Consider the following 15,793-nt stretch of genomic DNA (forward strand, 5'->3'; position numbering starts at 1 on the left):
CCACCTTCTCTTCAGACGAGTTCGTGCAGGTGCGCGGCGAGCAGTTTCGGCGTCGGGTGGTCGAAGACGACGCTGGGCGCGAGCTTCCGTTCGGTCATGGCCCGCAGGCGGTTGCGGAGCTCGATGGCGGTCAGGGAGTCGAAGCCGATCTCGAACAGCCCCTGGTCCTCGTCGATCTGGTGCGCCGAGCCGAAGCCCAGCACCCCGGCCACCTGGGCGCGCACCGCGTCGAGCAGCACCGCGATCCGCCGCTCCGGGGTCAGGCCGGCCAGCCGGTCCGCCAGTCCCTTGTCCACTGTGGACGCTGCGCGCGCCTGCTGCCGGACGGCCGGGACCAGGCCGCGCAGCAGGTGCGGCGCCGGCGTCCCGGCGGACCGCAGTCCGCGCAGGTCGAGCCGTGCGGGCACGAGCTGCGCCTCGCCGGACGCGAGGGCGGCGTCGAAGAGCTCCATGCCCTCTCCGGGTTGCATGGCCACCAGGCCGCCCCGGCGGTTCATCCGGGCCCGGGCGGCCTCGTCGGAACCGGCCGCCATGCCGCCGGAGGTCTGGTCCCACAGGCCCCACGCCAGCGACTGGCCCGGCAGGCCGGCCGCCCGCCGGGCGGCCATCAGGCCGTCCAGGTACGCGTTCGCCGCCGCGTAACCCCCGCTGCCGGCGCCCATGAACACCGCCGAGACCGAGGAGTAGACGACGAACGCGCGCAGGTCCGTGCCGCGGGTGAACTCGTCCAGGTGGTCGGCGGCGGTGACCTTGGCCGCGAACACCTCGGCCAGCTGGTCCGGGGTCACCGTCCCGATCACCCCGGCGGACGGCACGCCGGCCGTGTGCACCACGGCCGTCGGCCGGTGCTCGGCCAGCAGCGCCGCGACCTGGTCGCGGTCGGCGACGTCGCAGGCCACCACCGAGACGTCCGCGCCCAGCGCGGTGAGGTCGGTGACCAGGTCCTTCGCCCCCTCGGCGTCCAGCCCGCGACGGCTCACCAGCAGCAGCTGCCGCACGCCGTGCCGCTCGACGAGGTGCCGGGCGGCCAGGCCGCCGAGCGACCCGGTGCCGCCGGTGACCAGCACGGTCCCGCCGGCCGGGAACACCGCGGGCGCACCCGGCGGGGTGACGCGGGCCAGGCGCGGGATCGACAGGGTCGTGCCGCGCACCGCGACCTGCGGTTCCCCGCTGTCCAGCACCGCGCCCAGGGCCGGCGCCACCTCGGCGTCGGTGTCCACGAGGACGATCCGGTCCGGGTTCTCCGCCTGGGCAGCCCGGACCAGGCCCCACACCGCGGACGCGGCCGGGTCGGTCACGACGCCGTCGCCGGCGGGCACCGCGCCGCGGGTCACGATCGCCAGCTTCGAACCCTCCAGGCCGCCGCCGGCCAGCCAGCACTGCACCACGTCCAGCACCCGGACGGTGAGGTCCAGCGCCGGGCCGCCGCCGGCTTCCATGACGGCCACCTCCGGGGCGGCGGTGACGCCGGAGAGCACGTCGTCGGCCAGCGTCGCCACGTCTTCCGCGGTGATCACCGGCACCCACGACGGCACCGGCCGCGCACTGTCCACCCGGGACAGTGGCGTCCAGCCGACGCGGAACAGCGAGCCGCTGCCCTCCGCCGTGGCCAGCTGGTCGTCGGTCACCGGGCGGCCGATCAGCGCGTCCAGGGTGACGACCAGGCCGCCGGTCTCGTCCACGGCCTCGAGGGACAGGTCCTCCCCCGCCGCCTTGGCGACCCGCACCCGCAGCGCCGAGGCGCCCGCCGCGTGCAGCCGCAACCCGTTCCACGCGAACGGCAGCCGCACCTCGTCCCCGTACGACCCGGCGTCGCCGGAAGCGGCGGCCACCATCGTCGAGTGCAGGGCCGCGTCGAGCAGTGCGGGGTGGATGCCGAACTCGGCGGCTTCTTCGCGGTGTTCGGCGGGCAGGGCGATCTCGGCGAAGGTCTCGTCTCCGCGGCGCCACACCGCCCGGACGGCGCGGAACACCGGGCCGTAGCCGTAGCCGACGTCCGCGAGCACGTCGTAGGCCCCGGTGATGTCCACCGGCTGCGCGCCGGGCGGCGGCCAGGCCGTGAAGTCGAACGCCGCGGTCCGGCGGCCGGCCGGAACCAGCACCCCGGTGGCGTGCCGCGTCCACGTGTCCGCGTCTTCGCGCAGGGAGTAGACGTCGACCGTGCGCGAGCCGTCCTCGCCCGGCCCGCTCAGCGCGACCTGGACGCGCACCCCACCGCGGCGGGGCACCACGAGCGGGGCCTCGATGACCAGCTCGTCGAGCACCGGGCAGCCGGCTTCGTCACCGGCCCGCACGGCCAGCTCGACCAGCCCGGTGCCGGGGACGATCACCACGTCCCGGACCAGGTGGTCGGCCAGCCAGGGGTGCGTCCGCAGGGACAGCCGCGAGGTGCAGACGAGCCCGTCGGACTGCGGGAGCGGCACGACCGCGCCGAGCAGCGGGTGGTCGGCGCCGGCGAGGCCGAGCGAAACGGCGTCGGACGCGGGCCCGGCCGGGCTGAGCCAGTAGTGCTGGTGGTCGAAGGCGTAGGCCGGGAGGTCCACCGGTCCGGCCGGGGCGGGCACGAACCCGCTCCAGTCCACCGCAGCCCCGCGGACGAACAGCTCGGCCATCGAGGTCAGCAGGCGGCGGAGGCCGCCGTCGGCCCGCCGCAGCGACCCGGCGACCACCGCGTCGTCGCTGAGTTCGCCGAGCGGCTGGACCAGCACCGGGTGAGCGCTGACCTCGACGAACACGCCGTGGCCCGACCCGAGCAGCTCGGTCACGGCCGGGCCGAAGCCGACCTGGTGCCGCAGGTTCCGGTACCAGTAGCCGCCGTCCAGGACGCCGGCGTCGGTGATCCACTCGCCGGTCACCGTCGAGCGGAACGGCACCAGCGGGGCCTGCGCCTCGATCCCGGCCAGTGCCTCGGCGAGGGTGTCGCGGATGTCTTCCACGTGCCAGGTGTGCGAGGCGTAGTCGACGGCCACCCGCCGAACGCGGATCCCTTGGCGCGCCAGGCAGTCCAGTGCTTCGTCGAGGGCTTCGGCGTCCCCGGCGATCACCACCGACGAGGGGCCGTTGACGGCCGCCACCTCGACCCAGCCCGCCCAGGGCACCAGCCGCATGACGGCTTCGTCCTCGCTCAGGGCGACCGACGCCATGCCGCCGCGCCCGGAGAGCTTCGCGGCGATCGCCTGGCTGCGCAGGGCAACGACCTTGGCGGCGTCCTCAAGGGACAGTGCGCCCGACACGCAGGCCGCGGCGATCTCGCCTTGCGAGTGCCCGAGCACCGCGTCCGGCACCACACCGGCCGCCGACCACACCGCGGCCAGGCCGATCATCATCGCGAAGCTCGCGGGCTGGAGGACGTCGACGCGGTCCAGGTCGCCCTCGCCGCGAAGGACGTCGTGCAGGGACCAGTCGATCCACGGTTCGAGCGCAGCCGCGCACTCGGCGATCCGCTCGGCGAACACCGGGGACTCTTCGAGCAGCTCACGGCCCATCCCGGCCCACTGCGTCCCCTGGCCGGGGAACACCCACACGACCTTGCCCGGCCGCCCGGAGGCGGGGACCCGGCCGGTCACCAGGCCCGGCGCTTCCTCGCCGCGGGCCAGCGCTGCCAGGCTGTCCCGCGCCTCCTCGGCGGTCTCCGCCACCACGACTGCGCGTTCCCCGAACACGGCCCGCCCGTTGGCCAGAGCTCCGGCCACCGTGGCCAGCGGCTCGTCGACGAACTCCGCCAGCCGGGCCGCCTGCCCGGCCAGGGAACCGGCGCTGCGGGCGGACAGCACCACCGGCACGACCCCGTCGGACGGCGGCTCCTCGGCAGGCGGCCGCAGCTCCAGCGGTGCTTCTTCGATGATCAGGTGCGCGTTGGTCCCGCTGATCCCGAACGAGGACACCCCGGCCCGGCGCGGACGGCCGTTCGACGGCCACTCCCGTGCCTCGGTGAGCAGCTCGACCGCACCGGCCGACCAGTCCACCTGCGTCGTGGGCCGGTCGACGTGCAGCGTGCGCGGCATCAGCCCGTGCCGCAGCGCCTGCACCATCTTGATCACGCCGGCCACACCGGCCGCCGACTGCGTGTGCCCGAAGTTCGACTTCAACGACCCCAGCCACAACGGCGTCTCGCGGTTTTTGCCGTAGGTGGCGATCAGGGCCTGCGCCTCGATGGGATCACCGAGGGCGGTCCCGGTGCCGTGACCCTCGACGACGTCCACATCGGACGGTGCCAGCCCGGCCCCGGACAGGGCCCGGCGGATCACCCGCTGCTGAGACGGCCCGTTCGGGGCGGTCAGGCCGTTCGAAGCGCCGTCCTGGTTGACCGCGGAACCCCGCAGCACGGCCAGGACGCGGTGCCCGCGTTCGCGGGCCACCGACAGCCGTTCCAGCACGACGACGCCGACGCCCTCGGCCCAGCCGGTGCCGTCCGCGCCGTCGGCGTACGCCTTGCAGCGCCCGTCCCCGGCGAGCCCGCGCTGCCGCGAGAACTCGACGAAGGTGCCGGGCGTGCCCATCACCGTCACGCCGCCGGCCAGCGCCATCGAGCACTCGCCCTGCCGCAGCGACTGCCCGGCCAGGTGCATCGCGACCAGGGACGAGGAGCACGCCGTGTCGATCGTGACCGCCGGGCCTTCGAAGCCGAACACGTACGAAACCCGGCCGGACACGACGCTCGAAGCGCCCGCTGTGCTCGCGTAGCCCTCCATTTCGGACGCGTCCGCGCCCATTCCGTAGCCCTGGTTGGACACGCCGGCGAACACGCCGACATCGGTGCCCTTCAGCACGTGCGGGTCGAGTCCCGCGCTTTCCAGTGCCTCCCACGACGTCTCCAGCAGCAGCCGCTGCTGCGGGTCCATGGCGACGGCCTCGCGCGGCGAGATCCCAAAGAAGGCCGCGTCGAACAGCCCCGCGCCTTCGAGGAAACCGCCCTGGGTGGTGTACGTCGTGCCGGAGCTGTCCGGGTCCGCGTCGAACAGGTTTTCCAGGTCCCAGCCCCGGTCGTCGGGGAAGGGGGACAGCCCTTCGCGGCCGTCGAGCAGCAGCTGCCACAGGTCTTCGGGGCCGGCGACCCCGCCGGGCAGGCGGCACGCCATGCCGACGATCGCGATCGGCTCGTTCGCCGCCGCGGCGACCACCGGGGCGGTGCGGTCCACCTCGGTCCCGGTGAGGGTGTCCCCGAGTTCGTCACGCAGGTGGCGGGCGAGCGCCACCGGGGTCGGGTAGTCGAACACCAGCGTCGCGGGCAGCTTCAGCCCGGTCGTCTCCCGCAGCCGGTTGCGCAGTTCCACCGCCGTCAGGGAGTCGAACCCGGCGTCGGAGAAGACGGTGTTTTCGAGGACGCTCTCCGGCCCGGTGTGCCCGAGCACGAGCGCGACCTGCCCGCGGACCAGGTCGAGCAGCAGCGCCTCCTGCTCGGCCGGGGTGCGCCCGGCCAGGTCCTGCAGCAGCCCGCCGGTGCTCGTGGCGGCCGCGCGCGCCTGCTGCCGTCCCGCGCGGACCAGGCCGCGCAGCAGGGGCGGCACCTCCGCGCGGGCGGCCCGGGTGCTCTTGAGGTCCAGCTTGAGCGGTACCAGCAGGGCCTGCCCGGAGCCGACGGCGGCGTCGAACAGGTCCATGCCTTCGGTCGCCGTGATGGCCAGGACGCCGCTGCGGCTGGCGCGGGCCTGGTCGGACTGGCCGAGGTGCGCGGTCATGCCGTCGTCCTGCTGCCACATGCCCCAGGCGAGCGACGTCCCCGGCCGTCCGGCGGCCTGCCGGTTCGCCACCACGGCGTCCAGGTACGCGTTCGCGGCGGCGTAGTTGCCCTGGCCGGCGGAGCCGAAGACGCCCGAGGCGGAGGAGAAGACGGCGAAGGTCGTGACCTCGCCGTCGCGGGTCAGCTCGTCCAGGTGCCGGACCGCGGCCACCTTGGGCGCGAACACCTTCGCCAGCCGCTCGGGGGTCAGGGCCTCGATCACGCCGTCGTCCAGCACGCCTGCGGTGTGCACGATCCCGGTGGGCCGGTGGGTTTCGAGCAGCGCCGCGACCTGGTCCCGGTCGGCGAGGTCGCACGCGACGACGGCGACCGACGCGCCCGCGCCGGTGAGCTCGGCGACCAGCTCGGTCACGCCCTCGGCGTCCGGGCCCCGGCGGCTGGCGAGCACCAGGCGGCGGACGTCGTGCCGGGTCACCAGGTGCCGGGCGACGAGGGCTCCGAGGGAGCCCGCGCCGGACACCAGGACCGTCGAGTCCCGGTCGAACCGCGCCGGGGCCGCGGTGGCCTCGGCCCGGGCCAGGCGAGGGGCCGTGAACGTGGTGCCGCGGACGGCGACCTGCGGCTCGCCGGTGGCCAGCACCGGGCCGAGCACCGCCGTCACGTCAGCGTCGTGATCGAGGTCCAGCAGCACGAACCGGTCCGGGTTCTCGGCCTGCGCGGACCGGACCAGACCCCAGACCGCGGCCGCGGCCGGGTCGAGCACCGTGCGATCGTCCGCGGGCACCGCGCCCCGGGTCACGATCACGAGCCGCGGGTCCCCGGCGGGCGCCGAGGCGAGCCACGCCTGCACGACTTCCAGCACCCGGGACGTCACGTCGAAGGCGTCCGCACCGCTGGGCACCTCGAAGACCTCGGTGACCGGACCTTCGGCGGCGGCCGGGGGCAGTTCGGTCCACACCACCCGGAACAAACTGTCGCGCGTCACCGACGGCGTGGCGTCGAGCTGCTCGGCGGCCACCGGGCGGGACACCAGCGAGTCCGCCGTCACCACGAGGCCGCCGGTCGTGTCCGCCGCCTCCAGTGAGACGGTGTTCGGGCCGCCGAACACCAGCCGCACCCGCAGCGCCGCCGCACCGGCGGCGTGCAGCACCAGGCCGTTCCACGCGAACGGCAGCGCGGGCGGGCCGAGTTCGTCCTCCGGGGTGGCCGCGACCTTGAGCATGCCGGCGTGCAGCCCCGAGTCCAGCAGACCGGGGTGGATGCCGAACCGGCCGGCTTCCTCGTGCCGGTCCTCGGGCAGCGCGACTTCGGCGAAGACTTCGTCGCCGCGTTGCCAGACCGTGTGCAGGCCCTGGAACACCGGCCCGTACGCGTATCCGCGATCGGCCAGGTCGGCGTAGAAGTCGCCGACCTCGATCCGCTGCGCTCCGGGCGGCGGCCACGCGGTGAAGTCGTAGCCGGGGCGCGGGGCCGGGGCGGCCGGGGTCAGGGTGCCGGTGGCGTGCCGCGTCCAGGTCTCGTCGCCTTCCTGGTCCTCGCGCAGCGAGTAGACGTCGACCGTGCGGACGCCGGTCTCCCCCGGCGCGCCCACCGCGACCTGCACCCGCACGCCGCCCTGCTCCGGGACCACCAGCGGTGCCTCGATCACCAGTTCCTCGAGCACCGGGCAGCCGGCCTCGTCACCGGCCCGCACGGCCAGTTCGACCAGGCCGGTGCCCGCGACCAGCACGGCCCCGCCGATGGCGTGGTCGGCGAGCCAGGGATGCGTCCGCAGGGAAAGCCGCGAGGTGAACACCAGGCCGTCGAACCGCGGCAGCCGCACCACCGCGCCGAGCATCGGGTGCCCGGCCGTGGCCTGCCCGAGCGACGCCGCGTCGGTCGCCGTGCCGGTGCCGGAAAGCCAGTAGTTCCGGCGGTCGAAGGCGTAGGTCGGCAGGTTCACCCAGCCGGCCGCGGGCGGCAGCACGGCGTCCCAGCCGACGGCCACCCCGCGCACGAACAGCCCGGCGACCGAGGCCAGCAGCGTCTGCTCTTCCGGGCGGTCGTCGCGCAGGGCCGGGACGCAGGGAGCACCGGCGGTTTCCCCGACGAGGGCGCTCAGGGCCGCGCCCGGGCCGAGTTCCACGAACAGCGTGCCGCCGAGCTCCGCCGCGGCCGCGATGCCGTCGGCGAACCGGACCGGCCGCCGCACGTGCTCGGCCCAGTACCGCGGGTCCGTGAGTTCGCCGGGCCCGGCCAGGCGGCCGGTCACGTTGGAGATCACCGGGATCTCCGGCTCCTGCCAGGTGACACCGGCGAGCTCGGCGGTGAACGCGGCCAGCATCGGCTCCATCAGCGACGAGTGGAAGGCGTGGGACACCGTCAGCTGCTTGGTCTTGTGCCCCCGCTCCCGCATCCGGTCGGCCGCGGCGAGGACGGCGTCGTGCTCGCCCGAGAGCACCACGGCGGCCGGGCCGTTGACCGCCGCGAGTTCCACGCCGTCGCCGAGCAGCCCGGCGACCTCCGCCTCGCTCGCGGCCACCGCGACCATCACCCCGCCGGGCGGCAGCGCCTGCATCAGCCGGCCCCGGGCCGCGACCAGGCGAGCGGCGTCCGGCAGCGACAGCACCCCCGCCGCGTGGGCGGCGGCGATCTCGCCGATCGAGTGCCCGGCCACCACGTCGGGTCGCACGCCCCAGGACTCGACGAGCCGGAACAGGGCCGTCTCGATCGCGAACAGCCCCGCCTGCGTGAACACCGTCAGGTCGAGCAGCTCCGCGCTGCCGGCCGCGGTGCCCAGCACCACTTCCCGGACCGGGTGGTCGACCCAGCCGGCCAGGTGCTCGTCCAGCTGCGCGCACGCCTCGTCGAACGCCGCCGCGAACACCGGGTACCGCTCGTACAGCTGCCGGCCCATCCCGGACCGGTGCGAACCCTGGCCCGGGAAGACCCACACGACCTTGCCCGGGGCGCCCGCACTGCCGGTCACCACACCGGGTGCGCTCGCCCCTCCGGCCAACGCGGTCAATCCCGCGATCGCCTGCTCGGCCGAACCGGCCACCACCACCGCACGTTCACCGAAGGTCGCCCGCTTCGAAACCAGCGCCCGGGCCACCCGCGCCAACGACACGTCACCGTCGGAGAGCAAAGACGCCAGCCGACCTGCCTGCGCCGCCAGGGAACCTGGGTTCTTCGCCGACACGACCAGCGGCACCGCGCCCGCCGGTTCCGGTTCGACGGCGTCCGCCTGCTGCGGTGGCGCCTCCTCGATGATCACGTGCGCGTTCGTCCCGCTGATCCCGAAGGCGGACACCCCGGCCCGGCGCGGACGGCCGTCCGACGGCCACTCCCGTGCCGCGGTCAGCAGCTCGACCGCGCCGGCCGACCAGTCCACCTGCGGCGTCGGCTCTTCGACGTGCAGGGTGGGCGGCATGACGCCGTGCTCCAGGGCCTTGACCATCTTGATCAGCCCGACCACGCCGGCGGCGGCCTGCGTGTGCCCGACGTTCGACTTCACCGAGCCCAGCCACAAGGGCTTCTCCGGATCCCGGTTCTTGCCGTAGGTGGCCAGCAGCGCCTGCGCCTCGATCGGGTCACCGAGGGCGGTGCCCGTGCCGTGCGCCTCCACGATGTCCACATCGGACGGTGACAGCCCGGCTCCGGACAGCGCCTTGCGGATCACCCGCTGCTGCGACGGCCCGTTCGGCGCGGTCAGGCCGTTCGAGGCGCCGTCCTGGTTCACCGCCGAACCACGCAGCACGGCCAGCACCCGGTGCCCGCGTTCCCGCGCCACCGACAGCCGCTCCAGCAGCACCACGCCGACGCCCTCGGCCCAGCCGGTGCCGTCCGCCGTGGACGAGAACGCCTTGCTGCGCCCGTCGACGGCCATGACCCGCTGCCGGGAGTACGCCACGAAGGTGCCGGGCGTCGGCATCACCGTCGCCCCACCGGCCAGCGCCATCGAACACTCGCCGAGCCGCAACGCCTGCGCCGCAAGGTGAATCGCGACCAGCGACGACGAACACGCCGTGTCGATCGTGACCGCGGGCCCCTCGAAGCCGAAGGTGTAGGAGACGCGCCCGGAGGCGACGCTCGACGCGCTGCCCGTGCCCGCGTAGCCCTCCAGTTCCGGCGGGATCGTCCCGGCGCCCGTCCCGTAGCCCTGGGTGAACAGGCCGGAGAACACCCCGACGTCGGTGCCCTTCAAGGTGGCCGGGTCGACGCCCGCGTCCTCGAACGCCTCCCACGACGCTTCCAGCAGCATCCGCTGCTGCGGGTCCATCATCAGCGCTTCGCGCGGCGAGATGCCGAAGAAGCCGGCGTCGAACTGCCCGGCCCCGTCGAGGAAGCCGCCCTGGCTGGCGTAGGACGTGCCCGGGTGGTCGGGGTCCGGGTCGAAGAAGCCCTCCAGGTTCCAGCCGCGGTCGTCGGGGAAGTCGGACAGGGCGTCGACCCCGTTGACCACCAGCCGCCAGAATTCCTCGGGCGAGGACACCCCACCCGGCAGCCGGCACGCCATGCCCACGATGGCGAGCGGCTCGTCAGCGTGCCGCGAGCCCTGCTTGCGCAGGTCGTGCAGTTCGGCCGTGACGCGCTTGAGGTATTTGAGGAGTTTCTCGTCCGTAGCCATTCTTCGATTCCTCACCGAGGGTGCGTCAGACGAGCCCGAGCTCGTCGTGGATGAATTCGAGGACCTCGTCGGCGGAGGCGGCTTCCAGGTGGTCCGCCGCGGTGGCGGTGCCGTCCTGGCCGAGCACGCCGTTGCACATCGCGACCAGGCCCTGCAGGCGGAGCGTGAGGCCCGATTTCGCGGAGTCGTCGAGGTCGAGGCCGCTGAGCAGGGACTCGACGTCCTCGATCTTCGCCTGCACGAGGGACAGCGCGTCCTCGCTGACCCCGAGCTCGGCCCGCAGGTGCCGGGCGAGGACCAGCGGGGTCGGGTAGTCGAAGACGAGCGTGGCGGGCAGCTTCAGGCCGGTTCCTTCGCGCAGCCGGTTGCGCAGCTCCACCGACGTCAGCGAGTCGAAACCGGCGTCCTTGAACGCCATTTCGGCCGGCACGCCCTCGGCGCCGCCGTGCCCGAGCACGGCCGCCGCCCGTTCGCGGACCAGCTCCACGAGCAGGGCCTCCTGCTCGGCGGCGGCCAGCCCGGCCAGCCGCCGGACCAGCTCGCCGTCGCCGTCCGACGCCGTTTTCGCCTGCTGCCTGCCCACCCGGACCAGCCCGCGCAGCAGCGGCGGGATCGCGCCACCGTGCTTCGCGCCGGCCCGGACCTCGCGCAGGTCCAGCTTGACCGGCACCAGCTGCGGCTGCCCCGACCGGAGGGCGGCGTCGAACAGGTCCATGCCTTCGGCCGCGGTGATCGGCACGGCGCCGCCGCGGCTCATCCGCGCCTTGTCGACCCCGCCGAGGTGGGCGATCATCTCGGTCGCCAGCTCCCACAGGCCCCAGGCCAGCGAAAGCCCGGGCAGGCCCGCCGCCTGGCGGCTCGCCATCAGGCCGTCCAGGAAGGCGTTCGCCGCCGCGTAGTTGCCCTGGCCGGCGGCACCCAGCACACCCGAGGCGGACGAGTAGACGACGAACGCGCCGAGGTCCATGTCCCGGGTGAGCTCGTCCAGGTGCCGCACCGCGTCGACCTTGGGGGCGAACACCCGGGCCAGCTTGTCCTCGGTCAGGGTCCCGATGACGCCGTCGTCGAGGACGCCCGCCGTGTGCACCACCCCGGTCAGGGGGTGTTCGGCCGGCACGGCGGCCAGCAGCGCCGCCACCTGGTCGCGGTCGGCCAGGTCGCAGGCCGCCATCGAGACGTCGGCGCCGAGGGTGGTGAGGTCGGCGACGAGGTCCTTCGCGCCTTCGGCGTCGAGACCCCGGCGGCTGGCGAGCACCAGGTGCCGCACGCCGTGCCGCTCGACCAGGTGCCGGGCCACCAGCCCGCCCAGCGCGCCGGCGCCGGAGACGAGGACCGTCCCTTCCGGACCGAAGACCGCGGACGACTCCGGCTGTTCGGCGGCGCGCGCCAGCCGCGGCACGGACAGGGTTCCCCCGCGCACCGCGATCTGCGGCTCCCCGGTCATCAGCACGCCACCCAGTACCGCCTCCAGTCCGTCGCCGGCCGCGGGGTCGAGGTCCAGCAGCACGATCCGGTCCGGGTTCTCGGACTGGGCCGCCCGGACGAGACCCCAGACCGCCGACGCGACCGGGTCGGTCACCGCGGTCCCGCCGGCCGCGACCGCGCCGCGGGTCACGACGACCAGCCGCGAGTCCGTGTCGGGGGCGGCCAGCCACGCCTGCACGACGGCCAGCACCCGGGTGGTCAGCTCCAGCACGGAACCGGCGTCACCGGCCGCTTCGAGGACCGCCACCGCACCCGGTGGCACGTCCTCGGCGAACGCCGTCACCTGGTCCGCGCCGGCCACCTCCACCCACAGCGGGGCGGGCAGTCCGGCGGGCGCGGGCAGCGGGGTCCAGGCCACCTCGAACAGCGAGCCCGCGCGGGCCGGGGCCGCCGGGAGGCGCTCGCCGGACACCGGCCGCAGCTCCAGCTCGTCGGCCGACAGCACCGGGGCACCGGTCCCGTCCGCCGCCTGGAGCGAGACGCCGTCCGATCCGGGCGCCAGCCGTACGCGCAGTGCCGAGGCGCCCGCCGCGTGCAGCACGAGCCCGCGCCACCCGGCCGGCTGCCGCAGGCCCTCGTCGTCCAGGTCACCGTCGGCGGTCAGCATGGCCGGGTGCAGGGCCGCGTCCAGCAGCGCCGGGTGGACGCCGAACGCGGCGGCGTCGTCCCGCAGGTCTTCGGGCAGCGCGATCTCGGCGAAGACCTCGTCTCCGCGCCGCCACACCGCTTGCAGGCCCTGGAAGGCGGCCCCGTAGCCGAATCCGCGCTCGGCGAGGTCGTCGTAGAACAGCCCGGCGTCCACTTCCACCGGCTGGGCGCCCTGCGGCGGCCACGCGGTGAAGTCGAAGTCCGCGGCCCCGACCGGCGCCGCGGAGAGGGTGCCGGTGGCGTGCCGGGTCCACTCGTCGGCTTCGTCGCCGACGGAATACACCTCCACCGTGCGGGCGCCACGCTCGTCCGGCGCACCCAGCACGACCTGGACCCGGACACCGCCGGTCTCGGGTACGCCCAGCGACGTCTCGATCGTCAGCTCGTCGAGGACCGAGCAGCCGGCCTCGTCACCGGCCCGCACGGCCAGCTCGCCCAGGCCGCTGCCGGGCAGGACCACGGCACCGCCGATGGTGTGGCCGGCCAGCCACGGGTGCGTCCGCACCGACAGGCGCGAGGTGAAGACGATCTCCCCGGACCGCGGCAGCGACACGACCGCGCCCAGCAGCGGGTGCTCGGCCGCCGCCTGGCCGAGCGACGCCGCGTCGGTGTCCGCGTCGGCGGGCTGCAGCCAGTAGTGCTCCTGGTCGAACGCGTACGTCGGCAGGGTCACGCGGCCGGGCGGGACGGCGGGCAGCATCCCGCGCCAGTCCACCGCGACCCCGCGGACGAACAGCTCGGCCGTCGACGTCAGCAGCCGCCGCAGGCCGCCGTCGTTGCGCCGCACCGAGCCGCCGACCACGGCGTCCACGCCGGCCTCGTCCACGATGCCGGTGATCGGCTGCACCATCACCGGGTGCGGGCTGACCTCGACGAAGAACCGGTGCCCGTCGTCCAGCAGTGCGTCGACCGCGCCGTGCAGGTCCACCATGTGCCGGCAGTTTTCGTACCAGTACGTCGCTTCCAGGCGTTCGCCGTCGAGCACGCCGGGTTTGACGGTCGAGTAGAACGGCACCGTGCCCGGCTCGGGCCGCACGTCCTTCAGCAGGTCCAGCAGCTCGTCCCGCAGCGGCTCCACCTGGGCGGTGTGCGAGCCGACGGTGCTGGGCACGATCCGCGCTCGCACGTCGGCGGCCGCGCACTCGGCCAGGAACCGCTGCAGGGACTCGTCGTCACCCGCGACGGTGCACGCGCCCGGGCCGTTGCGCCCGGCCACGCTCAGCCCGGGGTGCCCGGCGAGGCGGTCCCGGACGTCGTCGGCGGACAACGCCACGGACGCGATCGCGCCGTGGCCGACCAGCCGCCGCGCGAACAGGTCGCTGCGCAGCACGACCACGCGCACGGCGTCGGCCAGGCTCAGCACGCCCGCGATGTGCGCGGCCGCGACCTCGCCCTGCGAGTGACCGACCACGGCGTCGGGCCGGATCCCGGCCGCTTCCCACACCGCGGCCAGCGACACCATCACCGCGAACAGCACCGGCTGCAGCACCTCGATGCGGTCCAGGCCCTCGTCGGCCCGCAGGACGTCGAGCACCGACCAGCCGGTCAGCGCCGCGATCTCCCGGTCGCACTCGGCCATCCGGGCCGCGAACACGGGCGACTCCGCGAGGAGCTCCCGGCCCATCCCGACCCACTGCGTGCCCTGGCCGGGGAACACGAAGACGACCCCGCCGTCACGGGCGCCGTCGCCCACGACGCCTTGGCCCGCCGCGATTTCCCGCAGCCCCGCGATCGCCTCTTCGCGGTCGGCCGCGACGACGACGCCACGCTTGTCCAGCACCGCCCGGCCCGCGGCCAGCGCCCCGGCCACCTCCTCGAGCGGCACGTCGGCCTGCTCCAGGAACCCGGCCAGCCGGTCCGCCTGGCCGGCCAGAGACGCCGTGGTGCGCCCCGAAACCACCAGCGGCACCACACCCGGTCGTGAGTGAGAAACAGTGCTAGAACCCTGTTTCTCACTCACGAGGTCTTGGGGCGGGACTTCTTCCAGGATCAGGTGGGCGTTCGTGCCGCTGATGCCGAACGAGGAGATCGCGGCCCGGCGCGGGCGGCCGTCGGCCGGCCACTCCCGGGCCTCGGTCAGCAGCTCGACCGCGCCCGCCGACCAGTCCACTTCCTTGGTGGGTTCGTCCGCGTGCAGCGTCGGGGGCAGCACGCCGTGCCGCAGCGCCTGCACCATCTTGATCACGCCGCCGACGCCGGCCGCGGCCTGCGTGTGGCCGATGTTCGACTTCAACGACCCCAGCCACAACGGTTTCGCCGGGTCGCGGTCCTTCCCGTACGTGGCCAGCAGCGCGTTCGCCTCGATCGGGTCACCCAGCGCGGTACCCGTCCCGTGGCCCTCGACGACGTCCACATCGGACGGTGCCAGCCCGGCGTTGGCCAGCGCGCTGCGGATCACCCGCCGCTGCGCCGGGCCGCTCGGGGCGGTGAGGCCGTTGGACGCGCCGTCCTGGTTCACCGCGCTGCCGCGGATCACGGCCAGCACCCGGTGGCCACGCTCGCGCGCCACCGAAAGCCGCTCCAGCACGACCACGCCGACGCCTTCGGCCAGCCCAGTGCCGTCCGCGCCCTCGGCGTACGCCTTGCAGCGGCCGTCCGCGGCCAGCGCCCGCTGCCGCGAAAACGACCGGAACGAGCCGGGTGTCGCCATCACCATCGCGCCGCCGGCCAGCGCCATCGAGCAGTCACCCTGCCGCAGTGCTTGCACCGCAAGGTGCATCGCCACCAGGGACGACGAGCACCCGGTGTCGATCGTGACGGCCGGGCCCTCGAACCCGAACGTGTAGGACACGCGGCCGGACGCGATGCAGGTCGCCGCGCCCGTGCCCGCGAAGCCCTCCGCCTCCGGCGGGACCACGCCGCCGCCGGCGCCGTAGCCCTGGGTGGACAGCCCGGAGAACACCCCGACGTCGCTGCCCTTCAGGGAAAACGGATCGGCGCCGGCCCGTTCGAGCGCCTCCCAGGACGTCTCCAGCAGCAGCCGCTGCTGCGGGTCCATGGTGACGGCCTCGCGCGGCGAGATGCCGAACAGGCCCGCGTCGAACAGGCCCGCGCCCTGCAGGAACCCGCCCTGGCTGGTGTACGACGTCCCGGCGCGGTCGGGGTCGGAGTCGAACAGGCTGTCCAGGTCCCAGCCGCGGTCGGCGGGGAAGTCGGCGACGGCGTCGACGCCGTCGGCCACCAGCTGCCACAGCTGTTCGGGCGTCGACACGCCGCCGGGGTACCGGCACGCCATGGAGACGATGGCGATCGGCTCCCGGGCGTCGTCCTCGGCTTCGCGCAGCCGCTTGCGGGCGTCGCGGGCGTCCGCGATCGCCCGCTTGAGGTAATCGCGCAGTTGCGTCTCATCGGCCACTGGACTCTTCCTCCCT

General features: G+C 74.7%; 2 protein-coding genes. Both read right to left on the bottom strand.

Annotated features, from left to right (window positions below; translation table 11 throughout):
• Positions 1 to 11: 11 nt before the first annotated feature.
• Positions 12 to 10,289: a type I polyketide synthase gene (locus AB0J55_RS41745; protein ID WP_364262286.1), complete on the bottom strand. Its 10,278-nt coding sequence runs from the start codon at positions 10,287 to 10,289 to the stop codon at positions 12 to 14.
• 25 nt (positions 10,290 to 10,314) lie between these two features.
• Complete coding sequence (locus tag AB0J55_RS41750; protein WP_364262289.1) at positions 10,315 to 15,777, bottom strand: type I polyketide synthase; 5,463 nt, start codon at positions 15,775 to 15,777, stop codon at positions 10,315 to 10,317.
• Positions 15,778 to 15,793 lie beyond the last annotated feature (16 nt).

This window comes from Amycolatopsis sp. NPDC049688 (genome assembly GCF_040674975.1).
Lineage (GTDB): Bacteria > Actinomycetota > Actinomycetes > Mycobacteriales > Pseudonocardiaceae > Amycolatopsis.

Coding starts and splice junctions, on each gene's coding strand:
- AB0J55_RS41745 (WP_364262286.1), bottom strand. CDS start 10,289: ATGGCTACGGACGAGAAACTCCTCAAATACCTCAAGCGCGTCACGGCC.